The 24,184-nt window shown below is 71.6% G+C and carries 26 protein-coding genes; 7 read left to right on the plus strand and 19 right to left on the minus strand.

The window, feature by feature from the left end:
• Positions 1 to 13 precede the first annotated feature (13 nt).
• The 4 genes from Ari01nite_RS06410 to Ari01nite_RS06425 are packed head-to-tail and all read left to right on the plus strand — an operon-like array spanning position 14 to position 5,410.
• Positions 14 to 640: a DUF4126 domain-containing protein gene (locus Ari01nite_RS06410; protein WP_203780103.1), complete on the plus strand. Its 627-nt coding sequence runs from the start codon at positions 14 to 16 to the stop codon at positions 638 to 640.
• Positions 641 to 648: 8 nt separating this feature from the next.
• The gene (locus Ari01nite_RS06415) at positions 649 to 1,986 is read left to right on the plus strand and encodes a hypothetical protein (RefSeq protein ID WP_203780104.1); all 1,338 of its coding nucleotides are present in this window, start codon (positions 649 to 651) and stop codon (positions 1,984 to 1,986) included.
• 57 nt (positions 1,987 to 2,043) lie between these two features.
• On the plus strand, positions 2,044 to 4,659 hold the full coding sequence (locus tag Ari01nite_RS06420) for an FtsK/SpoIIIE domain-containing protein (RefSeq protein ID WP_203780105.1): 2,616 nt from the start codon (positions 2,044 to 2,046) through the stop codon (positions 4,657 to 4,659).
• Complete coding sequence (locus Ari01nite_RS06425) at positions 4,646 to 5,410, plus strand: hypothetical protein (RefSeq protein WP_203780106.1); 765 nt, start codon at positions 4,646 to 4,648, stop codon at positions 5,408 to 5,410. The genes Ari01nite_RS06420 and Ari01nite_RS06425 overlap by 14 nt, the downstream gene beginning before the upstream one ends.
• An 83-nt stretch (positions 5,411 to 5,493) precedes the next feature.
• On the opposite strand, the gene Ari01nite_RS06430 is transcribed toward Ari01nite_RS06425, so the two are convergent.
• Positions 5,494 to 5,841, minus strand: coding sequence for a hypothetical protein (locus tag Ari01nite_RS06430; RefSeq protein ID WP_203780107.1), 348 nt, complete (start codon positions 5,839 to 5,841; stop codon positions 5,494 to 5,496).
• 20 nt (positions 5,842 to 5,861) lie between these two features.
• Entirely contained in the window at positions 5,862 to 6,710 is an 849-nt protein-coding gene (locus Ari01nite_RS06435) for a 3-hydroxyacyl-CoA dehydrogenase family protein (protein WP_203780108.1), read from the minus strand.
• A gap of 152 nt (positions 6,711 to 6,862) precedes the next feature.
• On the opposite strand from Ari01nite_RS06435, the gene Ari01nite_RS06440 reads away from it, so the two are divergent.
• Entirely contained in the window at positions 6,863 to 7,219 is a 357-nt protein-coding gene (locus Ari01nite_RS06440; RefSeq protein WP_203780109.1) for a hypothetical protein, read from the plus strand.
• 29 nt (positions 7,220 to 7,248) lie between these two features.
• Here the strand turns inward: Ari01nite_RS06440 and murA are convergent, their stop codons facing one another.
• A complete protein-coding gene (gene murA / locus Ari01nite_RS06445; protein WP_203780110.1) occupies positions 7,249 to 8,535 on the minus strand; it encodes a UDP-N-acetylglucosamine 1-carboxyvinyltransferase in 1,287 nt (428 codons plus the stop codon).
• Between the two features lie 42 nt (positions 8,536 to 8,577).
• Here murA and Ari01nite_RS06450 point away from each other — a divergent pair, with 42 nt between their 5' ends.
• The gene (locus Ari01nite_RS06450; protein WP_203780111.1) at positions 8,578 to 9,150 is read left to right on the plus strand and encodes a cob(I)yrinic acid a,c-diamide adenosyltransferase; all 573 of its coding nucleotides are present in this window, start codon (positions 8,578 to 8,580) and stop codon (positions 9,148 to 9,150) included.
• A gap of 42 nt (positions 9,151 to 9,192) precedes the next feature.
• Here the strand turns inward: Ari01nite_RS06450 and Ari01nite_RS06455 are convergent, their stop codons facing one another.
• The 14 genes from Ari01nite_RS06455 to glyA all read right to left on the minus strand — a co-directional run bounded on the left by Ari01nite_RS06455 (position 9,193) and on the right by glyA (position 21,046).
• The gene (locus Ari01nite_RS06455) at positions 9,193 to 10,011 is read right to left on the minus strand and encodes a PhzF family phenazine biosynthesis protein (protein WP_203780112.1); all 819 of its coding nucleotides are present in this window, start codon (positions 10,009 to 10,011) and stop codon (positions 9,193 to 9,195) included.
• A gap of 22 nt (positions 10,012 to 10,033) precedes the next feature.
• Positions 10,034 to 10,489: a DUF2550 domain-containing protein gene (locus tag Ari01nite_RS06460; protein WP_203780113.1), complete on the minus strand. Its 456-nt coding sequence runs from the start codon at positions 10,487 to 10,489 to the stop codon at positions 10,034 to 10,036.
• Positions 10,490 to 10,496: 7 nt separating this feature from the next.
• Entirely contained in the window at positions 10,497 to 10,778 is a 282-nt protein-coding gene (locus Ari01nite_RS06465; RefSeq protein WP_203780114.1) for a F0F1 ATP synthase subunit epsilon, read from the minus strand.
• A gap of 101 nt (positions 10,779 to 10,879) precedes the next feature.
• Entirely contained in the window at positions 10,880 to 12,019 is a 1,140-nt protein-coding gene (locus Ari01nite_RS06470; protein ID WP_203780115.1) for an LCP family protein, read from the minus strand.
• A 92-nt stretch (positions 12,020 to 12,111) separates the two neighbouring features.
• Positions 12,112 to 13,554, minus strand: coding sequence for a F0F1 ATP synthase subunit beta (gene atpD / locus Ari01nite_RS06475; RefSeq protein ID WP_203780116.1), 1,443 nt, complete (start codon positions 13,552 to 13,554; stop codon positions 12,112 to 12,114).
• Entirely contained in the window at positions 13,554 to 14,483 is a 930-nt protein-coding gene (locus Ari01nite_RS06480) for a F0F1 ATP synthase subunit gamma (protein WP_203780117.1), read from the minus strand. Before Ari01nite_RS06480 ends, atpD begins: the two co-directional genes overlap by 1 nt.
• A 3-nt stretch (positions 14,484 to 14,486) precedes the next feature.
• Complete coding sequence (gene atpA, locus Ari01nite_RS06485) at positions 14,487 to 16,175, minus strand: F0F1 ATP synthase subunit alpha (RefSeq protein ID WP_203780118.1); 1,689 nt, start codon at positions 16,173 to 16,175, stop codon at positions 14,487 to 14,489.
• An 83-nt stretch (positions 16,176 to 16,258) separates the two neighbouring features.
• On the minus strand, positions 16,259 to 17,080 hold the full coding sequence (locus tag Ari01nite_RS06490; protein ID WP_203780119.1) for a F0F1 ATP synthase subunit delta: 822 nt from the start codon (positions 17,078 to 17,080) through the stop codon (positions 16,259 to 16,261).
• Positions 17,080 to 17,628, minus strand: coding sequence for a F0F1 ATP synthase subunit B (locus tag Ari01nite_RS06495; protein ID WP_203780120.1), 549 nt, complete (start codon positions 17,626 to 17,628; stop codon positions 17,080 to 17,082). Before Ari01nite_RS06495 ends, Ari01nite_RS06490 begins: the two co-directional genes overlap by 1 nt.
• Before the next feature lie 30 nt (positions 17,629 to 17,658).
• A complete protein-coding gene (locus Ari01nite_RS06500; RefSeq protein ID WP_203780121.1) occupies positions 17,659 to 17,898 on the minus strand; it encodes an ATP synthase subunit C-like protein in 240 nt (79 codons plus the stop codon).
• A 76-nt stretch (positions 17,899 to 17,974) separates the two neighbouring features.
• The gene (atpB, locus tag Ari01nite_RS06505) at positions 17,975 to 18,766 is read right to left on the minus strand and encodes a F0F1 ATP synthase subunit A (RefSeq protein WP_203780122.1); all 792 of its coding nucleotides are present in this window, start codon (positions 18,764 to 18,766) and stop codon (positions 17,975 to 17,977) included.
• A gap of 15 nt (positions 18,767 to 18,781) precedes the next feature.
• Positions 18,782 to 18,943 carry an AtpZ/AtpI family protein gene (locus Ari01nite_RS06510; protein WP_239162509.1) on the minus strand — a complete coding sequence of 54 codons (162 nt, stop codon included), beginning with the start codon at positions 18,941 to 18,943 and terminating at the stop codon, positions 18,782 to 18,784.
• A gap of 256 nt (positions 18,944 to 19,199) precedes the next feature.
• A complete protein-coding gene (locus tag Ari01nite_RS06515) occupies positions 19,200 to 19,760 on the minus strand; it encodes a hypothetical protein (protein WP_239162510.1) in 561 nt (186 codons plus the stop codon).
• Positions 19,757 to 21,046, minus strand: a complete 1,290-nt coding sequence (glyA, locus tag Ari01nite_RS06520) for a serine hydroxymethyltransferase (protein ID WP_239162511.1) — start codon at positions 21,044 to 21,046, stop codon at positions 19,757 to 19,759. The genes Ari01nite_RS06515 and glyA overlap by 4 nt, the downstream gene beginning before the upstream one ends.
• A gap of 81 nt (positions 21,047 to 21,127) precedes the next feature.
• On the opposite strand from glyA, the gene Ari01nite_RS06525 reads away from it, so the two are divergent.
• Positions 21,128 to 22,618: an SDR family oxidoreductase gene (locus Ari01nite_RS06525; protein ID WP_203780125.1), complete on the plus strand. Its 1,491-nt coding sequence runs from the start codon at positions 21,128 to 21,130 to the stop codon at positions 22,616 to 22,618.
• 7 nt (positions 22,619 to 22,625) lie between these two features.
• Here Ari01nite_RS06525 and Ari01nite_RS06530 read toward each other — a convergent pair whose 3' ends face one another.
• Positions 22,626 to 23,594, minus strand: a complete 969-nt coding sequence (locus Ari01nite_RS06530) for an L-threonylcarbamoyladenylate synthase (RefSeq protein WP_239162512.1) — start codon at positions 23,592 to 23,594, stop codon at positions 22,626 to 22,628.
• On the minus strand, positions 23,591 to 24,184 hold the full coding sequence (locus Ari01nite_RS06535; protein ID WP_203780127.1) for an arsenate reductase/protein-tyrosine-phosphatase family protein: 594 nt from the start codon (positions 24,182 to 24,184) through the stop codon (positions 23,591 to 23,593). Before Ari01nite_RS06535 ends, Ari01nite_RS06530 begins: the two co-directional genes overlap by 4 nt.

Below are 24,184 nucleotides of genomic sequence, written 5' to 3' on the forward strand. Positions count from 1 at the left end.
CCATGCTGGAAGTGTGCTCGAAGCATTGACCGGTACCGGTCTGGCCGCATCGGCCGGGCTGAACGCTTACATCCCCCTGCTCACCATGGGCGCCCTGGCCCGGTACACCGAGCTGGTCGACCTGCCGGCCGGCTGGTCGTGGCTCAGCAACGGCTGGGTGCTCACCATCCTCGCCGTGCTGCTGGCCGTCGAGGTGGTGGCCGACAAGGTCCCCGTGGTCGATCACGTCAACGACGTCGTGCAGACCTTCGTCCGGCCGACCGCGGGCGGCCTCGCTTTCGGGGCCGGCTCCTCGGCCGAGACCGTCACGGTCAGCGACCCGGGCGCGTTCTTCACCACGCACCAGTGGGTGCCGATCGCGGCCGGCGTCGTCATCGCGCTGTTCGTGCACGGGGTCAAGGCCGCCGCCCGGCCGGTGGTCAACGTCAGCACGGCCGGCGCGGGTGCACCGGTGGCCAGTACCGCGGAAGATCTCGGCAGCGTAACGATGTCCCTGCTGGCCCTCCTCGTTCCGGTGTTGGTGCTGGTGGGGCTGGCTCTGCTGGGGTGGGCCACGGTGCAGGTGGTGCGCCGCCGACGACGCCGGCGGCGGGAACGCGCCCAACTCTCGGGTTCCGGGAGCAGGCATCTGTCTGTTTGACTTCTCGGGTGCCCGCGATCGCCGTTCCCGCTTTCGCCCTCGCTTGGTGGGGCGCCTGTTACCTGATCGGCCGGGATCCGTGCCGGGCGCGCTCGGCACGGGCGGCGGCGGCCCTGGCCGCGTACGCGATCGGGCTTGTGGCCTGGACCATCGCACCCGCCTCGGCACCCGCCCAGATTCTGTTCTGCGTGCCGGCCCTGTTCTGGGCCGGCACCGCGGTCGCCCTGCTCCCCCGCACGTTGCCGGAGCGCCGTCAGATTGACGTCGGCTGGCTGGTGCTCTCGGTGGTCTTCCTGGCCGTGGTGATCGCGCTGCCGTCGGCCGGCCGGCTGGTCGCGCTCGCCCCGCTGCTCGGCGGCCTGGTGCTGCTCTGGCGGTTCCGCGACCAGGTGCAGCCGCCGGTGCTGCCGCTCGCGCTCACCGTGGTGGCGGTCCTGTACGCGGTGGCCCTCGCCGTGGTGCTGCTGCCGGTGGACGTCGGCGGGCCCGATCTGGTGCTCGCCGCCATGGGTGTCGACCTGCTGATGCTCGGTTTCCTGGTGGCGGTCGCGGACGCGCTCGAGGTGGGCGAGCGCCTGCGCCCGCACCTGATCCGCGCAGTGCTCGCCGCGGTCGCCGTGACCGTGCCGATCGGTGCCGCGGCCGTGCTCACCATCGTCGCCGTGCCGGACCGCCGGGACGTGCTGCTGCTCCAGTTCGGCGTGGTGGCGACGGCGATGACCGGGCTGGCGCTGGCCGGCCGGGTGCGGCGGATCCTGGACACCGTCGCGTTCCGGTCGGACGAGCGCCTGCACCAGGATCGGGCCGCGCTGCTGCTGCTCGCCGACGCGCTGCCCCGGCACCGGCAGCGGCACCGGCTGATCACCACCGATCGGGACGACTTCCTCCGGTTCACCCGGCAGGCGCTGGACAATTACGACAACCTCGGCCGGCTGATGCGCAGCCCGCTCACCGATCTGCCCGCGGTCGACCGGCGGCTCGGCGCGCTGGCCGCCGAGCAGCCGCTGGCCCGGGCGCTGGAACTGCGGGCGGTGCTGGCCGAGAGCGTCGACCGGCTGCGACCGGCCGGCAAGTTCGACACCAGCGACGAGTGGCGGCACTACAGCGCGCTCTACTTCTGCGTGATTCTCGGCCTTGACCCGTACGAACGACGCCCGCGCACCGAGGGCCTGGAGCGGGATGCCCGGCTGGCGGTCGACTGGATGCGCCGGAACGTGTCGCGGCCGACGCTGCGCCGCTGGCAGTCCGAGGCGGCCGCGATCGTCTCCCGCCGGCTGTGGGACGAGCTGATGGGCGCCGACCCGCGTTGGCTGACCAGGGCGCGCACACCGACACGCAGCACATAATCGACTATCCCGGGGCAAAATCGGTAAAATCCCCCATCGTGAAATTTCGGGGACCGCGTGGGTAGCCACCGCAACGCTCTGGTCGCTGCCGTCCGGCAGGAACTGGCCGAGGCTCGCGGTGCGGCCCGGGCGGTCCTGGCGGCGGCCGAGGCGGCGCGCGGCGAGGCGCAGAACCGGCGACGGCTCGTCCGCGACGCGTACGCCACCTGTCTCCACCAGCTGGCCGAGGCCCGGGATGCCGCCCGCCGCGACATCCAGCGCCGCTACCAGCACGAATCCGCCCGGCTGGCGACCAACGTGCGCCGGCTCGCGGCCCTGAGCGCGGTCGGCGCGGCGGGCACCCCGTGGCGGCTCTGGCAGCCCACCGAACCCGAGCGCGGTTTCCGGCCCGGCATGCTCCGGGTCGGCACGCTAGCCCTGGAGGACGCCGCCGCCGTACCCGCCCTTGTCCCGCTTCTGGACGCGGCCCACCTCGAGCTCAGCGGACCGCCGGAGGCCGTGGACGGGGTGATCATGGGCCTCCTGCTGCGCGCGCTCGGCAGCACCCGGCCGGGTGACGTGCAGCTCACCGTGTACGACCCGGAGCACCTCGGCGGCACGCTGGCCCCGTTCGCCCCGCTCGGCATCTCGTTCGTCGGCCCCGGCGGGCTCGGCGCCCTGCTGGACAGCCTGGTCGAGCACATCTGCCGGGTCAACGAGACGGTGCTGGCCGGCGAGTACGTGTCGCTCGCCGACCTGACCGCGGCCGGCGCCCGTGGCGGTGTCGGGCCGCGCCCCGAGCCGTGGCGGGTGGTGGTGCTGCTGGCCGACGCCGCTACCGCCGCCGAGATGACCGCGAGCCAGCGCGCCCAGCTCGACCGGATCGCCCGCACCGGCGTGACCTGCGGCGTACATCTGGTGGTCCGGGGGCTCACCCTGGCCGAGCACCCGACCGTGGTACGGCTGACCGCCGCCGGCGGCGAGTCCGCCACCTGCGACATGACCGGCGACCTGCCGATCCGGCTGGACGGCCCGCCGCCCACCGAACAGGTCACCGCGTTCTGCCGGGCCACCGCCGAGCGGATGCGCGCCGGCCCGCCCCCGGCCCGGCTCGCCGACCTGGAGCCGGCCGAACTGTGGGCCGAGTCGTCGGCGCACGGCCTGATCGCCCCGATCGGCGACAGCACCGACGGCTCCCTGATCGACGTGCTGCTCGGCGACGACCCCCCGCACGCGCTGATCGGCGGCCCGTCCGGCTCCGGCAAGACCAACCTGATCTACGCCTGGCTGGCCGCGCTCAGCACCCGGTACGGCCCCGCCGAGCTGGCCCTCTACCTGCTGGACTTCAAGGAGGGCGTGTCGTTCGCCCGGTTCGTGCCCGGCCCGCGTGACCCCAGCTGGCTGCCCCAGGTGCGGCTGGCCGGCATCAACGTGAACGGCGACCGCGAGTTCGGCCTGGCCATGCTCCGTCACCTGGGCGAGGAACTACGCACCCGGGCCCAGGCGGCCAAGCGCCACGACGCCACCAAGCTGGCCGAGCTGCGCACCGAGGACCCGACCGGCACGTGGCCCCGGATCGTCGCCGTGATCGACGAGTTCCAGGTGCTGCTGACCGGCCGGGACGCGGTGGCCGACGAGGCCGTGACCCTGCTCGAGGACCTGGCCCGCCGCGGCCGCTCGCAGGGCATCCACCTGATCCTCGCCTCGCAGGACGTCTCCGGCATCGAGGCGCTGTGGGGCCGCTCCAGCCTGATCGGACAGTTCACGCTCCGGATCGCCCTGCCCAAGGCGAGGCGCATCCTGGCCGACAACAACCTGGCCGCCGCCGTGATCGCCCGCCACCACGCGGTGGTGAACGCCGAGGCCGGTGCCGCCGGCGCCAACCGGATCGTCCGCCTGCCCGACGCCGGCGACCGCGCGGTTTGGCGCAGCCTGCAGCACCGGCTGTGGCGCGCCCGCCCCGACGGCTGCGAGGAACCCCGCCTGTTCGACGGCGACGCCGTGCCCCGGCTGCCGGCCGTGTGCCGTCCGTCCGGCCCGGTGCCGGACGCCGCTGCCCCGGTCGGTTCGTCACCCGGCGCCGTGCTGGGCGAGCGGATCGACGTCGCGGCCCGTCCCGCCCGGCTGCGGCTGGGCCGGATGCCCGGCCGCAATCTCGCCGTGCTCGGCACCCGCCCCGACGAGGCCTGCGACGTGCTGGCCGCCGCCGCGCTGTCCCTGGCCGCCCAGGGCCCCGCGCACTTCAGCATCGTCTGCCTCGACCCGGACGCCACCCGGGCCGCCGCCCGCCTGATCGCCGAGCTGCCGTCCGCCGACTGGTACGACGGCCTGCCCGAACTCCCGTTCCTGGACATCCCGCACTACGTGCTCGGCTACGCCCTGGACGCCGGCGCCGACCAGGGCACCCTGCGCCGCCTGCTGGCGGACGGTCCCGAGCAGCGCACGCACGTCCTGGGCTGGTGGCGTTCGGTGGCCCGGCTGCGCGACAGCCTGGGCGGCACCGGCGCCCGGCTCGACCCGATCGGCGCCTGGGTGGCGCTCGACGTGCAGGGGGCCGACCTGGCCCCGCTCTATCCCCAGCCCGGCGGCCCGGTCTGGTACCCACGCACCCGGCGAGCCCTGTTCTTCGACCGCTCGGTGCACCGCACCCCTGAAGTGATCATCCCGTACGAGGTGAACAGTGACCACACGTGACCGCCAGCCGATCGGGCGCGACTATCAGCTGATGGTCAGTGCCCTGGCCGACGCCACCCACCGCCGCGACACCGGCCTGACCGGTGCCGAGCAGGCCTACCAGGAGAGCGCCGACCAGGCCGCCGGCGAGCTGGCCCGGGCCGAGGGCGACGCGCTGTCCGCCGACCGCTGGGCCGGCAGCGCCGCCGCCCAGGTGCTGGACGTGGACCGCGAGGCCGCCCGCCTGTGGGACCAGCTGCGCCGGGCCCGGGGCCTGCGGGTCCGTTCGCTGGGCGAGATGCCGGAACCGGCACCGGTGGACGCGCTGCCGCAGGCCGCCCTCCCCAGCAATCCGGCCGCCGCCGCGGCCGACGACGCCGACATCCCGGTGGTCCGCGAGTCTCCCCGGGTGATCCTGGCCCGGGCCGCCGAGCGCATCGACGTGACGGTGCGTCCGGCCGCCCGGCGCGCGCTGCCGCGCCGGGCGCTGCCGCTGCTGCCGCTGGTGGGCGCGCTGATCGCGGCGCTCACCGGCCTGCTGGCCTCCGGCCTGGTGACATTCGGCAGTACGGGTGTGTGGGGCGGCTCGGTCATCCGGGGCCTGGGCTGGCTGGCCTTCCTGGTGGCGCCGTCGGCCGGTGTGCCAGTGGCGGCCGTGTTCGCGCACCGCCGGCTGGAGGCCAAGCTGGACATCGGCGGCGTCGGCCTGACGCTGCTCGGCGGCATGATCGCCGCGACCCTGATGTCGCTGGCGTTCGCCGCGAGCAACTGAGCCGCCAACCGCTGAGCCGCCAGCCGCTGAGCCACCAGCCGCTGAGCCACCAGCCGCTGAGTCCCCACCCGCTGGACCGCCGGCTACGGAGCCTTCTCCCGGTAGGCCAGCTTGAGGATGGCCTGCGCGACCAGCGTGGCCTGGGCCTTGGTCTCGTACGGCCCGACCCGCAACTCGATCGCGTGCCCGCCGTAGTGGGCCCGGACGGTCCAGCTGGTCGGGTGGCGGTCGTCCTCGCGGCTGTGGTTGACGACCAGTTGAGTGGCGGCCCGGACGTTGATGACCGACCACTTGTCCTCTCCCGTGGGCCAGGCCCGGAACCAGCCGGGAGCGACCGGGACCAGCTCCTTGCTGGCCTCGCCCATGGCCCACTGCAAATCTTCCGGTGTCGGGCCCGCCCGCGTCCCGGTAGCGCCCTCAAGCCTGGTCATACCGGGAAAAATACCGCCGGTCAGTACGTGTAGAAGCCTTTTCCGGTCTTGCGACCGAGGTCACCGGCCGAGACCATGCGCTGCAGCAGCTCGGGCGGGAAGAACTTCTCGTCGGCGGTGTCCCGGTAGATGTTGCCGGCCGCGTTCAGCATCACGTCCAGGCCGGTCAGGTCCACGGTGGCCAGCGGGCCCATGGTGTGGCCGAAGCCCAGCTTCATCACGGTGTCGAGGTCGGCCGCCGAGACGACGCCGCACTCGACCAGCTTGATGGCCTCGACCAGCAGCGCCGAGAACAGCCGGTTGGACACGAAACCGGCCACGTCGCGCTTCACCTCGACGCAGGTCTTGCCGACCTCCTCGGCGTAGGAGCGGGCCTCGGCCAGCGTCTCGTCCGACGTCTGGTAGCCGCGGACCAGCTCCACCAGCTTCATCATCGGCACCGGGGAGAAGAAGTGGATGCCGACCACCGACTCGGGCCGCTCGGTGACCGCGGCGATCTGGGTGATCGGGATGGCCGACGTGTTGGTGCCCAGGACGGCCCCACTCTTGCAGATCTTGTCGAGGGCGCGGAAGACCTCGTGCTTGGCCTCGACCTTCTCGTAAATGGCCTCGACCACCACGTCGGCGTCGGCGGCCGCGTCCAGGTCGGTGGTCGGGGTGATCCGGCCCAGGGTGGCGGCCGCGTCCTCTTCGGTGACCTTGCCCTTGGCGGTGAAGCGGGCCAGCGAGTCCCGGATCGCCGCCATGCCGCGCGCGGTCGCGGCGTCGTCGACGTCGCGCATGGTGACCTGCCAGCCGGCCTGCGCCGAGACCTGCGCGATGCCGGAGCCCATCAGTCCGGATCCGATGACCGCGAGACGACCCGCCATGTGTCTTCCCCTTCCGCCACGCCCGGGGCGCCACTGCCCGGGGTGCCTCGATGCTACTGAACGGAAGTTCAGGCCCGGCGGGTGGTCCGGAGCACGGTCCCGATCGGGGCAAATCCGAGTAAACGGCCGCACCTCGGTGCCAGACTATGCCCATGGCCACAGGCAACGGCTGGTACCTCATCGGGCCATTGATTGCCGTCGGTCTGGTCGGCTTTCTCGGCGCCGTCTTCTGGCGCATGGGGCTGCATTGGACTTTCGCAAGGGAAGAGAGCATGGAGAGGTATGCGGACGGCCTCGCGATCTTCGGCGAGCCCGACGACTACGGCCTGCTCTACCCCGCTGCGGTGACCGACGACCCGGACGTGGCCGACGAGATCCGGCGGCTCCTCGGCGACGCCGGCATCCGGGCCACCCATGCGGTGGACCGCGACGGCCGGATGGCGGTCCTGGTCTTCGCCGAGGAGGTCGAGGAGGCGCGCCGCCTGGTCGGCGGTTCCCCCGCGCTGTAGCCGCCCGGGCGGAGCGGCGCCGGGAAGGCTCAGAAGTCGAACGTCGGCTCGGGCACGTCGGCCCGTTCCACCTCGACGCCCAGCTTGGCCAGATCGGTGACGAAGTCCGGGTAGCCGCGGTCGATGTGGTGCACCTCACCGACCTCGGTCACGCCCTCGGCGCACAGCCCCGCGATCACCAGCCCGGCACCGGCCCGGATGTCGGTGGCCCGCACCGGCGCACCGGACAGCCGCTCCCGTCCGTTCACGACCGCGTGGTGCCCGTCGGTGCGGATGTCGGCGCCGAGCCGGACCATCTCGTTCACGAACATGAACCGGCCGTCGAAGATGTTCTCGGTGATCAGCGACGAGCCGCCGGCCACCGCCGCCAGTCCCAGCGCCATCGGCAGCAGGTCCGTCGCGAAGCCCGGGTACGGCAGCGTCACGATGTCGACCGCCCGGGCACGGTCCTCCATGCGTACCCGGAACTGGTTGTCACCCGGCGTGACCTGCGCACCCGCCGTGACCAGCTTGTCCAGCGCGATGTCCAGGAACTCCGGCCGCACCCCGTGGACCGTCACGTCGCCGCGGGTCATCACCGCACCGAACGCCCAGGTGCCGCCGACGATCCGGTCCCCGATCGTGGTGTGGACGACCGGCCTGAGCTCGCCCACCCCCTCGACCGTGAGCGTCGCGGAGCCGGCACCCTCGATCCGGGCGCCCATCGCGCTCAGCATCTCGCAGATGTCGACGATCTCCGGCTCGCGGGCCGCGTTGTCGATCTCGGTGACGCCCTTGGCCAGGACCGCGGCCATCAGCAGGTTCTCGGTGGCGCCGACGCTCGGGAAGTCCAGCCAGATCTTGCTGCCGCGCAGTCCGCTGGGCGCCGAGGCGATCACGAAGCCGTGCTCGCCGGAGATCTCGGCGCCCATCCGGGTCAGGCCGGAGAAGTGCATGTCGAGCCCGCGCGAGCCGATCATGTCGCCGCCCGGCAGCGCCACCCGGACGTAGCCGCGGCGGGCCAGCAGCGGGCCCAGCACGCAGATCGACGCGCGGAGGCGACGGACCAGGTCGTAGTCGGCCTCGCTGCCCGGTTCGGCCGGCACGTCGATGGTGGCCCGGCCGCCGTCGAGGGTGACCCGGCAGCCCAGCCGGCGCAGGACCTCCGCCATGATCGCGATATCGGTGATCCGGGGCACGTTCTCCACCACGCTGCGGCCCTCGGCCAGCAATGCGACCGCCATCAGCTTGAGCGCCGAGTTCTTCGCCCCGCCGACGGTCACGTCACCGGACAGCTGTGCGCCGCCCTTCACCCTGATCACATCCACGCGGGCCATGGTATGGGCCACGGCCCAACGTCGCCTCCGTAGGGTGGACCCATGGCTGTACACCTCAACCGCATCTACACCCGCACCGGTGACGGCGGCGAGACCCGGCTGGGCAACAACGAGCTGGTCGCCAAGACCGACCCGCGGATCGCCGCCTACGCCGACGCCGACGAGTGCAACGCCGCGCTGGGCGTGGCGCTGGCCCTGGGTGACCTGCCCGCGGACATCCGGGCCGTCATCACCGCGGTGCAGAACGACCTGTTCGACGTGGGCGCCGACCTGTGCAACCCGATCGAGGACGCCCCCCGCTATCCCCCGCTACGGATCACCGACGACTACGTGACCCGGCTCGAGGGGTGGTGTGACGAGTTCAACGAACGCCTGCCGAAACTCGACAGCTTCGTCCTGCCGGGTGGGACGCCGGCGGCCGCCCTGCTGCACGTGGCCCGCACCGTGGCGCGGCGGGCGGAGCGCTCGGCCTGGCAGTTGCGGGCGGCCGACGCGGCACGCACCAGCGAGCTGCCGGCGAAATACCTGAACCGGCTCTCCGACCTGCTCTTCATCCTGGCCCGCAGCGCCAACCCGGGCGGCGACGTGAAGTGGGTGCCCGGCGGCAGCGCCTAGCCGCGGGCAACAACCGGCGCAGCCGGGCCGGGCGCGGCCGGGTCAGGCGTGCAGCTCGCCGTCGATCACCACGACAGCGCGGCCGGTGAGGTGGGTGCGCTCGCCGGCCAGCCGGACCCGGACCAGGCCGCCGCGCGCCGACGCCTGGTATCCGGTCAGCTCGGTGCGGCCACCCAGCCGCGCCGACCAGAACGGTGCCAGCGCCGTGTGCGCGCTGCCGGTCACCGGGTCCTCCGCGACGCCGGCCGCCATGCCGAAGAAGCGGGAGACGAAGTCGTAGCCGGCGTCCGGAGCGGCAGCGGCCGCGGTGACCACCACGCCGCGGTGCTCCTCGCGGGCCAGGCCGGCCAGGTCGGGCCGCAGCTCGCGCACCGCCGCCTCGTCGGCCAGCTCGACCAGCAGGTCGTCGGTGTGGAGGCCGGTGTGGTGCACCGAGACGGGCGGGGCGCCGAGCAGGCCGGCGAGCACGGCCGGCGGCTCCATCGGGGCGAGCGGCGCGGTCGGGAAGTCGAGCGTGTGCCAGTCGCTGTCGCCGGCCGTGGCGGTCAGCACACCGCTGCGGGTGGCGAACCGGACCGTGCCCGCGGTGGCGCCGGTGGCGTGCAGCACGTGCGCGGTGGCCAGCGTTGCGTGCCCGCACAGCGCGACCTCGACGGCCGGGGTGAACCAGCGCAGCGCATCGTCGGCCTCGGCGCCGGCCGGCAGCGGGTGCAGGAACGCGGTCTCGGAGTGGTTGACCTCGGCGGCCACCAGCTGCATCCAGGCCGGGTCGGGGAAGGCGTCGCCGTCGAGGACCACCACACCGGCCGGGTTGCCGCCGAACGGCCGGTCGGTGAAGGCGTCGACCACCCGGATGCGCATGGGCCGGATCATGCGGTCGGCGTCAGCGCTCGACGGCCCGCGGGCGGGGGGCGAAACTGCCGGGCTGGCCGGGCGGGCCGGCCTCGAGCCAGGAGAGGAAGCCGGTGGCGGTGGCCTCGGCCATCGCGATCTCGATCTCGCCGGAGCGGGTGCCGAGGCGCAGGATCACCCACTGCGCCGGCATGATCAACCGTTCCGGGCCGTCCGGGCCGCGCCGCTGCTCGACGACCAGGCGGCTGCGGTCCAGCACCCGTTTAGGGCGGAAGGCGAGGCTGAACATCCGGTGGAAGCGCAACTCGCCGCCGACGAACTGGCCGATGCCGGTGGACCAGCCCCGGCCCGGCACCATGGTGCTGACCCGCACCTGCAACCGAATGGCGCCGCCGCCGACCATGAGCAGCCGGCGGCGGAAGAAGATCATGAAGAGCAGCGCAAAGAACGCGGCGATGCAGATTCCGAAGACTTCCAGAATCTGCATGTCGGGGTCAGTGCGCGTCGGGGCTGGCGGACTCGGCGCTCTCGGCGAGCACGGTCACGCCGTCCTGGCTGACGGAGAGGAAGCCACCGCTGACGTCCCAGGTCAGCTGCTCGCCACCGGCGAGCTTGACCCGCACCTGGGAGGGTTCCTTGAGCAGGCCGAGCAGCGGTGCGTGGCCGGGGAGGACACCGATCTCACCCTCGGTGGTGCGCGCGACGAGCATCTCGGCCTCGCCGGACCACACTCGCTCCTCGACCGCGACAACCTTCACGGGCAGCTGGTTGGCCACGCTGTCTCCCTTGTGCCATTACCGATTGGGTGAAGTCTAGACGGCGACGTTCGCCGTCGTGGTACGGGGTGGCGACCGCCACACCCCGGCCGCCAGCCCGCTCAGGCGTTGTTGTTGAAGTACTCCGGGTGCTGGAACAGGAACGTGCCGACCGCGTCGGTGCGGATCGACGAGAAGAACTCGTCGGCGCTGTCCTCGAGGCCCTCGCCCTGGTAGCGGCCGTTGTTGAAGAGCGACGCACCGGGCAGCTTGATCAGCGTCATGTTCTCGGAACTGATGTCCTTGAGCGCGAATCCCCAGTCGACCACGCTGTGCCCGTTGCCGTCGAAGGTGAGCGCGTTGCCGGCCGCCTTGAGCACCTTGTCGAGCTTGGTCGGGTTGGTCACCACGTCCTTGCTGAGCGCCTGCTTCGCCATCGCCTTGATGAACTGCTGCTGGTGGCGCTGGCGGTCGTAGTCGCCCTTGGGCAGGCCGTACCGCTGGCGGACGTAGTCGAGAGCCTGCCAGCCCTCCAGGTGCCGGGTGCCGACCTTGTACTCGGCCTGCGGGCCGTAGTACGGGTGCTCGCAGCTGTGGTCGGCGCAGCGGGCCAGGCGCGGGCGCGGCTTGCCGTTCGGCTGGAGGTGCTCCGACTTCACGTTCTGGTCGATCTTCATGGTCACGCCGCCCATGGCGTCCACGATTTTCTTGAAGCCGCCGAAGTTGATGATCGCACCGGCGTCGAATTTCTGGATGCCGGTGAGCTGCTGGACCGTCCGGGCCAGCAGGTCGAAGCCCTGGACCGGGTCGTGCTTGCCGTTGCCCACCGCGCTGCCGAAGCCCATCGCAGAGTTGATCTTGCCTCGGGTGCCGCGGAAGCCGGTCTTGGCGAACGACGGGATGTCGACCACAAGGTCGCGCGGGATGGAGAAGACGTACGCCTGGTCCATCGTCCTGGGTACGTGCACCACGATGATCGAGTCGGACAGCGGGGTCTGTTCCTCGCTGCGCGGGTCGACGCCGACCAGCAGGATGTTGAGCGGGCCCTTGATGTCGGAGACCTTGGTGGCCGACGCCGCGTTGCCGAACAGGTCGGCGTTGTCGACGGCGCCCGCATACCGGGCCATCAGGACCTGGCCGCCGACCAGGGCGCTGCCGCTGAGGACCATGAGGATGCAGCCGAAGATCGCGCACAGGCGCGCCCACAGGGGCGCGCGACGTTTCGATGACGTTTTCGCCACATCATCCCCAGACATCAACATCAGACCTCGGACCGCGCCCCAAGCCTACCTGCAGGAAACGACGGGGCCGCGCCCACCAGGTGGTCGGCGCGGCCCCGGAAAACGCCTGGGCGTCAGCCCTTCATCAGCTCGTGCGCGTTGCGCTCGAGGTCCTCCAGGCCACCGCACATGAAGAAGGCCTGCTCGGGGAAGTGGTCGTACTCGCCCTCGCTGATCTTCTTGAAGGCCTCGATGGTCTCCTTGAGCGGGACCGTCGAGCCCGGCACGCCGGTGAACTGCTCGGCCGCGTACGTGTTCTGCGAGAGGAAGCGCTCGATGCGGCGGGCCCGCTGCACCGTGACCTTGTCCTCCTCGGAGAGCTCGTCCATACCGAGGATCGCGATGATGTCCTGCAGGTCCTTGTACTTCTGCAGGATTCGCTGCACCTCGCGGGCGACCGCGTAGTGCTCGGCACCGACGAACTCCGGCGCCAGGATCCGCGAGCTGGAGGCCAGCGGGTCCACGGCCGGGTAGATGCCCTTGTCGGAGATCGACCGCTCCAGGTTGGTGGTCGCGTCCAGGTGGGCGAACGTGGTGGCCGGCGCCGGGTCGGTGTAGTCGTCGGCGGGCACGTAGATGGCCTGGAGCGAGGTGATGGCCTTGCCCCGGACCGACGTGATGCGCTCCTGCAGCTCGCCCATCTCGTCGGCCAGCGTGGGCTGGTAACCCACGGCGGACGGCATCCGGCCGAGCAGGGTGGACACCTCGGAACCGGCCTGGGTGAACCGGAAGATGTTGTCGATGAAGAGCAGCACCTCCTGGTTCTGGACGTCCCGGAAGTACTCCGCCATGGTGAGCGCGGTCAGCGCCACCCGCAGCCGGGTGCCCGGCGGCTCGTCCATCTGGCCGAAGACGAGGGCGGTCTTGTCGAGAACGCCACCCTCCTCCATCTCCAGGATGAGGTCGTTGCCCTCGCGGGTGCGCTCACCCACGCCGGCGAACACCGAGGTACCGCCGAAGTTCCGGGCCACTCGGATGATCATCTCCTGGATGAGCACCGTCTTGCCCACGCCCGCGCCACCGAACAGGCCGATCTTGCCACCACGCACGTACGGCGCCAGCAGGTCGAGCACCTTGATGCCGGTCTCCAGCATCTCGGTCTTGGGCTCGAGGTCGGCGAACGGCGGGGGCTTGCGGTGGATCGGCCAGCGCTCCTGCACGTCCAGCGAGGACGGGTCGGCGTTGAGCACGTCGCCGAGGGCATTGAACACGTGGCCCTTGGTCACGTCGCCGACCGGCACCGAGATGGCCGCGCCGGTGTCGCTGACCTCGGCGCCCCGGATCAGGCCGTCGGTCGGCTGCATCGAGATGGCCCGGATCAGGTTGTCACCCAGGTGCTGGGCGACCTCCAGGGTCAGCTTCTTGGTGCCCTCGGAGAGGGTCACCTCGACGTGCAGCGCGTTGTAGATTGCGGGCATGGCGTCCCGCGGGAACTCGGCGTCGACGACCGGGCCGATGACCCGGACGACGCGGCCGACGCGGGTCTCCGCCTTGGTGGGCTCAGCAACAGCAGTCATCACACATCACTTCCCGCCGCGGCCAGCGCGTTGGCGCCGCCGACGATCTCACTGATTTCCTGGGTGATCGCAGCCTGCCGCGCGGAGTTCATCTCGCGCGTGTACCGCTTGAGCAGGTCGTCGGCGTTGTCCGACGCGCTTTTCATCGCCCGCCGCCGAGACGCCGACTCGCTGGCCGCCGAGTCCAACAGCGCGGCGTAGATCCGCGTGTTGAGGTACTTCGGCAGCAGCGCGTCCAGCAGCTCGTCGGCCTCCGGCTCGAACTCGTAGGCGGGCCGCAGTCCCTCCGGGCGCTCGCGTTCCTCGACCTGCATCGGGGCGAGGAAGCGCGCCTCCGCGCTCTGGGTCATCAGCGACTTGAACCGGGTGCTGACGATGTGCAACTCGTCGACGCCCTGGATGCCGTCCGGGCCGTAGTGCGTGTCGGTGTCGTCCGCTCCGGCCACGAAGGCCTCCAGCAGCGCGTCGCCGATCGTCTTGGCGTCCGTGAACGACGGGCGCTCGGAGAACCCGGTCCAGCTGGCCTCGATCGGCCGGTTCCGGAACCGGTAGTAGCCGACGCCCTTGCGGCCGACCACGTACAGCACCGGGTCCTTGCCGTCCGCCCGCAGCCGGGAGATCAGCTGCTCGGCGGTGCGGATGGCGTTGGCGTTGTAGGCACCGGCCAGGCCGCGGTCGCTGGTGATCAGCAGGACACCCGCGCGCCGGACCTGCTCACGCGGGACCAGCAGCGGGTTGTCGATCGACGCGTTCGACGCCAGCGCGGTCAGGACCTCGGTGATCGCCTCCGCGTACGGCTTCGAGGCGTTCACCCGCTCCTGGGCCTTGGCGATGCGGCTGGTCGCCACCAGTTCCTGTGCCTTGGCGATCTTCTTGGTCGACCGGACGGTGCGGATGCGCCGCCGGAGCGCCTGTACCTGACCGGCCATGGCTCAGCCTTCAGTCCGGTTAGGGGCGGTGGCGGGGTGGTTGGACGGGTCGTTCGCCGGACGGCGGACCTCGCGGGTCACCGTCTCACGCGACTCACTGCCCTCGCCGAGCGCCTCGGCCTCCGGCTCGTTCAGGTGTACGCCGGTGTCGCCCTGCTTGAAGAGCTTCTTGAACTCGTCCAGGCCGGACTTCAGGCTCTCGATGTTGTCGTCGGTGAGGTTGTTCGTCGACTCGATCGCGGTGTACATGTCCTTGCGGTGCCGCTTGATCCACTGGAGCAGCTCGGCCTCGAACCGCCGCACGTCGCCGACCGCGATGTCGTCGAGCTGGCCGGTGGTGCCGGCCCAGATCACGATGGTCTCGTCGGTGACCGAGTACGGCGAGTACTGCGGCTGCTTGAGCAGCTCGACCAGGCGGACACCCTTCTCCAGCTGGGCCCGCGACGCACGGTCCAGGTCGGACGCGAACGCCGAGAAGGCCTCCAGCTCACGGAACTGGGCCAGGTCGAGGCGGAGCCGGCCGGACACGCTCTTCATGCCCTTGACCTGCGCCGAACCGCCCACCCGGGACACCGAGGTGCCGACGTTGATCGCCGGGCGGACACCCGAGGCGAACAGGTCGGACTCCAGGAAGATCTGGCCGTCGGTGATCGAGATGACGTTGGTCGGGATGTAGGCCGAGATGTCGTTGGCCTTGGTCTCGATGATCGGCAGGCCGGTCATCGAGCCGCCGCCCATCTCGTCGGAGAGCTTGGCGCACCGCTCCAGCAGGCGGGAGTGCAGGTAGAAGACGTCACCCGGGTACGCCTCGCGGCCCGGCGGGCGGCGCAGCAGCAGCGACACGGCGCGGTACGCCTCGGCCTGCTTGGTCAGGTCGTCGAAGACGATCAGGACGTGCTTGCCGGCGTACATCCAGTGCTGGCCGATGGACGAGCCGGTGTACGGCGCGATGTATTTGAAGCCGGCCGGGTCCGAGGCCGGCGAGGCGACGATGGTGGTGTACTCCATCGCGCCCTGCGCCTCGAGGGTGCCCTTGATCGAGGCGATCGTGGTCGCCTTCTGACCGATCGCCACGTAGATGCAGCGGACCTGCTTCTCCGGGTCGCCGGACGCCCAGTTGGCCTTCTGGTTGATGATCGTGTCGATCGCGACCGTGGTCTTGCCGGTCTTCCGGTCGCCGATGATCAGCTGGCGCTGGCCCCGGCCGATCGGCGTCATGGCGTCGATCGCCTTGATGCCGGTCTGCAGCGGCTGCTTCACCGGCTGCCGGGCCATCACGTTGGGAGCCTGCAGCTCCAGCTCGCGGAAGCCCTCCTCGGCGATGTCGCCGCGGTCGTCGATCGCCCGGCCCAGCGGGTCGACCACCCGGCCGAGGAACGCGTCGCCCACCGGCACCGAGAGGACCCGGCCGGTGCGCTTGACCTGCTGGCCCTCCTCGATGCCGCCGAACTCGCCGAGGACCACGACGCCGATCTCGCGGACGTCGAGGTTCAGGGCGACACCCAGCGTGCCGTCGGAGAACTCGAGCAGTTCGTTCGCCATGGTCGAGGGCAGGCCCTCGACGTGCGCGATGCCGTCGCCCGCATCGGAGACGATGCCGACCTCCTCGCGGGAGACCTCGGGCGTGTAGGACGAGACGTAGCGCTCTAGCGCCCCCCGGATCTCGTCCGAGGAGATGGTCAGCTCGGCCATCCTCTGCCTTCTCTGTCTAGCTCGGGACGTCGCCGCCACCGAGGGGCCTACTCGATCCGCGTCGCCGCGAACCGAGGGAAGAACTATTTCGCGAACGCCTGCTTGGCGGCGTTGAGCCGCCGCAGGATCGTGCCGTCGTAGAGGTCGGACCCGACCCGGACGCTGGCCCCGCCGATGATCGCGGGGTTCACCTCGATCTGGATCGAGACCGGTCGGTCGTAGATGGTGGCCAGCTTGGCAGCCAGAGCCTGCTCGTCGGCGTCGGTGAGCGGTCGCGCGACCGTCACGTACGCGACCTGCCGGTCACGTTTTGCGGCGGTCAGCTCGACCAGCCGGGTCAACGAGCCCTCGAAGCCACGGCCCCCGAAACCCTCGAGCGCCACCTCGACGAGCCGCACCGTGGCCGGCTGGGACTTGCCCTTCAGCAGATCCTCGACCAGCTTAACGCGGCGGGTGGTGGGCGCACCGGGGTCACCGAGCGTGACGGCGAGCTGGGGGTTGCCGGAGACGATCTGACCGAACCGGAACAGTTCGTCCTCGACGTCGGCGAGCTTTCCGCCCTTGTCGGCGGAGCGCAGCACCGCCTCCACGCCGAGCCGCTCGGTCACGTCGAGCAGCTCGGCCGGCGCCGAGAAACGCCCGGCGACCAGCGCGGTGAGGGTCGACACGGAGGCCTCCGACACCTTGCCGGACAGCAGGCTGCGCAGCAGTTCGGCCCGCTCGGCACCGTCCCGCGAGGGGTCGGTCAGCGCCCGCCGCAGCCGGGGCTGGGCGCGCAGCAGGGCGGCCACCGACAGGATCTCGTCGGCGACCGTGGCCAGCTGCGCGGCCGTGGCGGTTCCGGTCGAGGCGGCGAGCTTCTCCACCGCCTCGGCGTAGGCCTGCTGGCTAAGGCTGGACGCCATCAGCGCCGTCCGCTCGTCGTACCGGCCGCGTCCAGCTCGGCGATGAACCGCTCCACCGTGCCGCGCGACCGGGCCTCGTCGGCCAGGGACTCACCGACGATCTTGCCGGCCAGGTCCACGGCCAGCGTGCCGACCTCGGCCCGCAGCTCGCGGACGATGCTCTCGCGCTGGGCGGCGAGCTGGTCCCGGCCGGCCGCGATGATCCGGTCGGACTCCTCCCGGGCCTTGGCCAGGACGTCCTGCCGGATGCCCTCGGCGTCGGCGCGAGCCTCGTCGCGGATCCGCGCGGCTTCGGTGCGCGCCTCGGCCAGCTGCGCCTTGTACTGCTCGAGCAGCTGGTTGGCCTCGGCCTGCGCGTCCTCGGCCCGTTTGATGCCGCCCTCGATCGCGTCGACCCGTGCCTTGAACGTCTCCTCCATGCGGGGGAAGACGAACTTCATCAGCACGAAGGCGATGACCGCGAAGGCAATCGTGCCGAGCACCAGCTCCTGCCAGAGCGGGATGATCGGGTTGTGCTCGGTCTCGGCCGCCAGATAGGTCTCATACATGGGCAACCTCCTTCGAGGATGGAGGGAGGGCTAGGGGGCCACCGTCGTGGCCTGCCAGATGAAGCCGAACGCGATGCCGAGCAGCGCGAGAACCTCGACCACGGCGAAGCCGATCCACATGAACGGCTGGGTGATGCGGGCGGCCTCGGGCTGGCGCGCGGTGGACTGAATGTAGGCGGCGAAGATCAGGCCAACACCGATACCCGGGCCGATGGCGGCAAGGCCGTAACCGATTGCGGCGACGCTACCAACTACTTCGGCGACGATCATTTCGGAAATTCCTCCTGATATCTCGCGTGCTTGTCACGCGGGACGACTACGGGGCGTTACCAAACAGCTGGGACGGTCAGTGGCCCTCTTCGGCCAGCGAGCCCTGGATGTAGCTGGCGGTCAGCACGGTGAACACATATGCCTGGAGCGCGATGACCGCGAAGTCCAGGAACGTGAGCGCGATCGTCATCACCCACGAGAGCAGGGAGATCGGCGCGAGCAGGGCGTTCGCGTTGATCATCGCGAAGCCGCCGAGCGTGAAGACCAGCAGCAGCATGTGGCCCGCGAACATGTTCGCGAAGAGCCGGACGGCCAGCGAGAACGGCCGCACGATGAAGGTCGAGAAGAACTCGATCGGAATGAGGATCGGCTGGATGAACCACGGCGCCGGCAGGATCAGCGTGTGCTTGAAGTAGCCCCAGCCGTGCTTCTTGATGCCCAGGTAGATGAACAGCACGTAGCTGCTGATCGCCAGCACGATCGGGAACGCGATGTGCGAGTTCGGCGAGATCTGGGCGCCCGGCACGATGCCCCAGAAGTTCATCACGAAGATGAAGCAGAAAAGCGTGGCCAGGTACGGGGCGAAGCGCACGCCGTCCTTGCCGAGCATCTCGGTGGCGATGTTGTTGCGCACGAAGCCGTAGATCGACTCGGCGAGCCACTGCTTCTTGGTCGGAACCAGCTGCGGCTTACGGTAAGCGAACAGGAAGAAGAGAATCACGATCGCGACGGACAGCCACAGCAGCAGCGTGATCTTGGTGAACCAGACCCCGTGCTCACCCCACGGATAGATGCTGGGCAGGTAGAAGTCCCCTACGCCGGGCGGGAACGGTACTTCCGCCGCGAGGAGGCTCGTCTGACCGGTCACGATAGCCCTTCCAGGTCAGGCGCCGAAGCGGCGCGCAATGAGGTAGACCCCGGCGGCCCCGCCGACCACCGCGCCGATTCCCATCGCGATGCCCTCGGTGCCGAGCCACTTGTCCACCAGCCAGCCGATCCCACCCCACACGAGCATGCCCCCGATGAGGTAGCTGACTGCCGCCATACCGGCCCCGGAATTGAGGGGTGGTGGGGTGTCGTCCTTGCGGGGTTCAGACGGGGGCTGCTGACCGGCCATGACGGGCGAACGATATCAGCCAGCAGGAGGAAGCTACGCAGCGCCCCCCGGACAACGGCCTGTTGTTCGGTCCCGGGGCGCTCTCGCCAATTGGCGAAACAGTACTCCCCTATGGCAAGTCGAAACCACGACCGCCGCGCGGCTGTCACCGATACGGGCGGGTCAGCGCAGCTGAGCTGGTGATTCATGGATTGTGGCGGCTGGCCAGCCGGGCCAGCCACCAGGCCTGCACGGCGGTCACCAGCACCGCGCCGATCCCCAGGCCCCAGAACATCGCGTACGCGCCGTCCCAGCCGCTGGACGCGATCGCGAACAGCAGGAAGACGATCAGTGCGTACTTGATCACATAGACGGCCAGGCCGGCCGGCAGCACCAGGGCCGGGCGCACCACGTCGGCCCAGGCGATGACCAGGGTGGTGATCGTGACGCCGACCGTTACCACCAGCACGCCGGCCGCCGCGCCGAGAGCCGCCACCGGGCCGCCGAACAGGAAACCGACCGAGCCGCCGCAGAGCACGAAAGCGAAGCCGACCGCGGTGACGAACGGCAGGTGCTCGATCCGCCAGCGCGGGTCGGCCGGCAGCGGGGCCAGGTCGGGCAGCGGGCGGTCGTCCTCGTCGTCCTCGTCCCGGCCCAGGATGGTGCGCACGACACCGGCCCGCGGCTGCACGGGCACCACCGGCTGGTCCGGCGCCGGGGGAACGACCGGTTCGGCCTCCGCGGGCGTCGTGCCGTGTTCGGTCATGCGAACACCTCCTGCCGTTCGTAGGCCGGAAAACCCCGGGCCAGGCCGCGCGCCTGCGCGGCCAGCTCGTGCAGGGCCTCGGCACCGGACACGCTGTCCGGCCGGGCGCGGACCGCCGCGCCAATCAACTCCGCGATCGTACGCATCTCGCCCTCACGCATCCCCTGGGTGGTCACCCCCGGGGTACCGATCCGGATGCCGGAGCCCACCGTGGCCCGCTCCGGGTCGTACGGCAGCGCGTACCGGTTCAGCAGGATCTGCGCCTCGGCGCACCGGGCCTCGGCGTCGCACCCGGTCACCCCGAGCTCGCGCAGATCGGCCAGCACCAGGTGGGTGTCGGTGCCGCCGGCCACCGGGCGCATCCCCTCGGCCACCAGGCCCGCGGTCAGGGCCTGGGCGTTCTTGACGACCTGCCGGGCGTACCCCTGAAATCCCGGCAGGGCCGCCTCCCGCAGGGCGACCGCCTTGCCCGCCACCGCGTGCATCATCGGACCGGCCTGGCTGAATGGGAAGACCGCCTTGTCGACGCGCTGGGCGAGGTCGGCACGGCACAGGATCATGCCGCCCCGCGGGCCGCGGAGGATCTTGTGCGTGGTGCAGGTCACGACGTCGGCGTGCGGCACCGGCGACGGGATGGCCCGGCCCGCCACCAGGCCGATGAAGTGCGCCGCGTCGACCATCAGGTAGGCGCCGGCCTCGTCGGCGATCTCCCGGAACCGGCGGAAGTCGATCAGGCGGGGGTACGCGGTGGAGCCGCAGATGATCAGTTTGGGCCGGTGCGCCAGGGCCAGGTCGCGGACCTCGTCGTAGTCGATCTCCTCGGTGTCCGCGGCGACCCGGTAGCCGATCGGGTGGAACCACTTACCGCTGAAGTTGACCCGGCTGCCGTGGGTGAGGTGGCCGCCGTGCGACAGCTCCATGGCCAGCACCACGTCCCCCGGCTCGGCCAGCGCCGCGTACGCGGCCAGGTTGGCCGACGCGCCGGAGTGCGGCTGGACGTTGGCGTGCTCGGCCCCGAACAGCTCCCGGGCCCGCTCGACCGCCAGTTCCTCGGCCCGGTCCGCCTGCTCGCACCCGCGGTAGTAGCGCCGTCCCGGGTAGCCCTCGGCGTACTTGTTGTTCAGCGTGGAGCCGAGCGCGGCCAGCACGGCGGGCGAGGTGAAGTTCTCGCTGGCGATCAGCTGCAGGCCGTCGCGCTGCCGGTCGAGCTCGTCGAGGAGGACGCGGGCGATCTCCGGATCGTCGCGCTCGAGCGACGCGAAATCCGGCCCCCAGAAGGTGTCCACGTGCCCTCCCCCGACCAGGCGACGCTGCCGGATTCGAGCATATTGCTTAAAAGGCCCCTCACGTGGGCACACTCTGCGGTTATGCACTGCTTGGTGACCGGTGCGACCGGATACATCGGCGGCCGGCTGGCGCCCCGGCTGCTCGACGAGGGCCATACCGTCCGCTGTCTGTCACGCAGTGCGGCCCGGCTGCGGGACGTGCCCTGGGCCGGCCGGGTCGAGATCGCCGAGGGTGATCTCACCGATCCCGATCCCGATTCGCTACGCCGGGCGCTGGACCGCATCGAGGTGGCGTATTTCCTGGTCCACTCGCTGGGCCGGCGCGACTTCGAGGACGTCGACCGGCGGGCCGCGCACAACTTCGCCGAGGCCTGCCGGGAAGCCGGCGTCAAACGGATCATCTACCTCGGCGGTCCGGAGCCACAGAGCCCACCCGCGGCGGAAAACCCCAGGGGAGACCGGAGACCCGGCGAAACCGCCTCGGCGCACCTGCGCTCGCGGGCCGAGGTGGCCCGGATCCTGCTGGACAGCGGGGTGCCGACCGCCGTGCTGCGCGCTCCGGTGATCATCGGGTCCGGTTCGGCGTCCTTCGAGATGCTGCGCTACCTGACCGAGCGGCTGCCGGCCATGGTGACGCCGCGCTGGGTGGGCAACCGGATCCAGCCGGTCGCGGTCCGCGACGTGCTGCGCTACCTGGTCGCGGCGACCGTCCTGCCGGCCGAGGTCAACCGCGGCTTCGACCTGGGTGGCGCCGACGTGCTCACCTACGCCGAGATGATGCAGCGGTACGCGCGGGTGGCGGGCCTGCGCCGGCGGCTGATCGTGCCCACCCGGGCGCTCAGCCCGTGGCTCTCCTCGCACTGGGTCGGCCTGGTCACCCCGGTGCCGAACGCCATCGCCCGCCCGCTGGTGGCCAGCCTGGTGCACGAGGCGGTGGCCCACGAGCAGGACATCCGCGCCTACGAGCCGGGCGAGCCGCTGGGCTTCGACGAGGCGGTCCGGCTGGCCCTCGGCAAGATCCGGAACGCGGACGTGGAGACCCGCTGGTCCAGCGCGGCCGGCCGGGACGCGGCCGCCGAGCCGCTGCCCAGCGACCCGGACTGGTCCGGCGGCAGCGTCTACGTCGACGAGCGCAGCCGCCCGGTGGACGCCCCGGTGGACGCGCTCTGGCGGGTCATCGAGGGCGTCGGCGGCGAGAACGGCTGGTACTCGTTCCCGCTGGCCTGGTCGGTGCGCGGCTGGCTGGACCGGATGGCCGGCGGGGTCGGACTGCGCCGCGGCCGGCGGGACCGGCACCGGCTGCGGGTCGGCGAGGCGCTGGACTGGTGGCGGGTCGAGGAGATCGTGCCGGGGTCGCTGCTGCGGCTGCGGGCCGAGATGCGGGTGCCCGGCCGGGCCTGGCTCGAGATGCGGGCCACCGCGGACGGCGAGGGGCGCAGCGTCTACCGGCAGCGGGCCGTATTCCTGCCGCGCGGGCTGGCCGGGCACGCGTACTGGGCCTCGGTGCTGCCGTTCCACGGCCTGGTCTTCAACGGGATGGCCCGCAACATCGCGCGCCGGGCTGCTTCCTAGGGCGGGGCTACCTGGCGGCGGCCCGGGCGAGCCGGTCCCGGACGGCCAGCCAGTCCTCGGTCTGCGGCGGCTCCTGCACCAGGATGGTCGCCACCCCGGCGTCGTCCAGCCGGTGCAGGGCCGCGTACAGGTCGGCGGCGTACTCCCGCGGGTCGGCCGACAGGATCTCGGCTCCGGCGGCATCCGCGGACTCGTACGTCAGCACGCCCACCGGACCGGCCAGCCCGGCGGGATCGACGTCCTTGGCCAGCACCAGGGTGGCCCGCGGCGCGTAGTGCCGGCGGCTCATCCCCGGCGACGAGCGGTCGGCGCCGTCCGCGGTGTCCGCCTCCGGCAGCGCGATCGCCCCGGTCACCTCGCGCAGCGCGCGCAGGTTCAGCGCGCCCGGCCGCAGCAGGCGCGGCACCTCGGCGGTCAGGTCGAGCACGGTCGACTCGATGCCCCACGAGCAGGCCCCGCCGTCCAGCACCAGCGGGACGTCCGGCAGGCTGCGCAGCACGTGCCCGGCGGTGGTCGGCGAGATCCCCTCGGACCGGTTGGCGCTGGGCGCGGCGAGCGGCAGGCCGGACGCGGCCAGCAGGCGCAGGGCGACCTCGTGCGCCGGGATGCGGATCGCGATGGTGTCGTTCGCGGCGCCGACCGCGGTCAGGTGCGCGGCCCGGCGGACCACCACGGTCAGCGGGCCCGGCCAGAACGCCGCGGCCAGCCGGTCGGCCACTGCGGGCCAGGACGCCGCCAGGGCGCGCGCCGCGTCGACCGTCGCCACGTGCACGATGAGCGGGTTCCACGAGGGCCGGTTCTTGAGCCGGTAGACCTCGCCGATCGCCTTTTCGGAGAACGCGTCGGCGCCCAGGCCGTACACGGTCTCGGTGGGAAAGGCGACCACCGACTCGGCGCGCAGCAGTTCGACCGCGGCGGCGATGCCGGCGTCGTCCGGTGTGGTGCAGCGCCCGCCGGCGGATCGGGAGCCGGTCACGGCAGCAGGAGCTTGGCGAACGGGACCGTGGTGTCCTCGATCTCGTCGGCGATGCGCTGGAACGTCTGGTCGCCGCGGCCCCATGGGTCGTCCAGGTCGTCGCCGAGCTGCGGCGGTGAGTCGCCGCGCAGCCGGTGCACCGCCTCGACGATCGCGGTACCGCGGGCGTACACCGCGTCCGGGGTGGCCTCGGCGGCCGGCAGCGTGGCCTGGTCGACCGCGCCGAGCAGCCGGCCGAACTCGCCCATCACGAACGTGCGCTCGGCCGCGTCGGGGCGCAGCGCCACCACGTAGTCGTACTGGTCGGCGGTGGCCGTGAAGATCAGGTCGGCCTCGTCGATGAAGTCGCCGCGCAGCTTGCGGGCCGCGAACCCGGTCACCGAGCCGCCCCGGGCCAGCACCAGGCGGGACGCCGGCGGGTTCATCTCCTCGCCCTCGTGCCAGCCGCCGGTGCCGGCGCTCACGCTGCGCACCAGCTCGTCGCCGGTCTCGCCGGCCCGGTCCCGCAGCGCCCGGGCGAGCAGGCGCTCGGCCATCGGCGACCGGCAGATGTTTCCCATGCAGACGTGCAGGACGGTGAAGGGCGCCAC

This window comes from Paractinoplanes rishiriensis, from assembly GCF_016862375.1.
GTDB lineage: Bacteria > Actinomycetota > Actinomycetes > Mycobacteriales > Micromonosporaceae > Actinoplanes > Actinoplanes rishiriensis.

Bases quoted from the DNA above. Each gene is read 5' to 3' on its own strand.
- Ari01nite_RS06430 (WP_203780107.1), bottom strand. From the start codon at position 5,841: ATGACCAGGCTTGAGGGCGCTACCGGGACGCGGGCGGGCCCGACACCG.
- Ari01nite_RS06435 (WP_203780108.1), bottom strand. From the start codon at position 6,710: ATGGCGGGTCGTCTCGCGGTCATCGGATCCGGACTGATGGGCTCCGGC.
- Ari01nite_RS06440 (WP_203780109.1), top strand. From the start codon at position 6,863: ATGGCCACAGGCAACGGCTGGTACCTCATCGGGCCATTGATTGCCGTC.
- murA (WP_203780110.1), bottom strand. From the start codon at position 8,535: ATGGCCCGCGTGGATGTGATCAGGGTGAAGGGCGGCGCACAGCTGTCC.
- Ari01nite_RS06450 (WP_203780111.1), top strand. From the start codon at position 8,578: ATGGCTGTACACCTCAACCGCATCTACACCCGCACCGGTGACGGCGGC.
- Ari01nite_RS06455 (WP_203780112.1), bottom strand. From the start codon at position 10,011: ATGCGCATCCGGGTGGTCGACGCCTTCACCGACCGGCCGTTCGGCGGC.
- Ari01nite_RS06460 (WP_203780113.1), bottom strand. From the start codon at position 10,489: ATGCAGATTCTGGAAGTCTTCGGAATCTGCATCGCCGCGTTCTTTGCG.
- Ari01nite_RS06470 (WP_203780115.1), bottom strand. From the start codon at position 12,019: ATGTTGATGTCTGGGGATGATGTGGCGAAAACGTCATCGAAACGTCGC.
- atpD (WP_203780116.1), bottom strand. From the start codon at position 13,554: ATGACTGCTGTTGCTGAGCCCACCAAGGCGGAGACCCGCGTCGGCCGC.
- Ari01nite_RS06480 (WP_203780117.1), bottom strand. From the start codon at position 14,483: ATGGCCGGTCAGGTACAGGCGCTCCGGCGGCGCATCCGCACCGTCCGG.
- atpA (WP_203780118.1), bottom strand. From the start codon at position 16,175: ATGGCCGAGCTGACCATCTCCTCGGACGAGATCCGGGGGGCGCTAGAG.
- Ari01nite_RS06490 (WP_203780119.1), bottom strand. From the start codon at position 17,080: ATGGCGTCCAGCCTTAGCCAGCAGGCCTACGCCGAGGCGGTGGAGAAG.
- Ari01nite_RS06495 (WP_203780120.1), bottom strand. From the start codon at position 17,628: ATGTATGAGACCTATCTGGCGGCCGAGACCGAGCACAACCCGATCATC.
- Ari01nite_RS06500 (WP_203780121.1), bottom strand. From the start codon at position 17,898: ATGATCGTCGCCGAAGTAGTTGGTAGCGTCGCCGCAATCGGTTACGGC.
- Ari01nite_RS06510 (WP_239162509.1), bottom strand. From the start codon at position 18,943: ATGGCGGCAGTCAGCTACCTCATCGGGGGCATGCTCGTGTGGGGTGGG.
- Ari01nite_RS06515 (WP_239162510.1), bottom strand. From the start codon at position 19,760: ATGACCGAACACGGCACGACGCCCGCGGAGGCCGAACCGGTCGTTCCC.
- Ari01nite_RS06525 (WP_203780125.1), top strand. From the start codon at position 21,128: ATGCACTGCTTGGTGACCGGTGCGACCGGATACATCGGCGGCCGGCTG.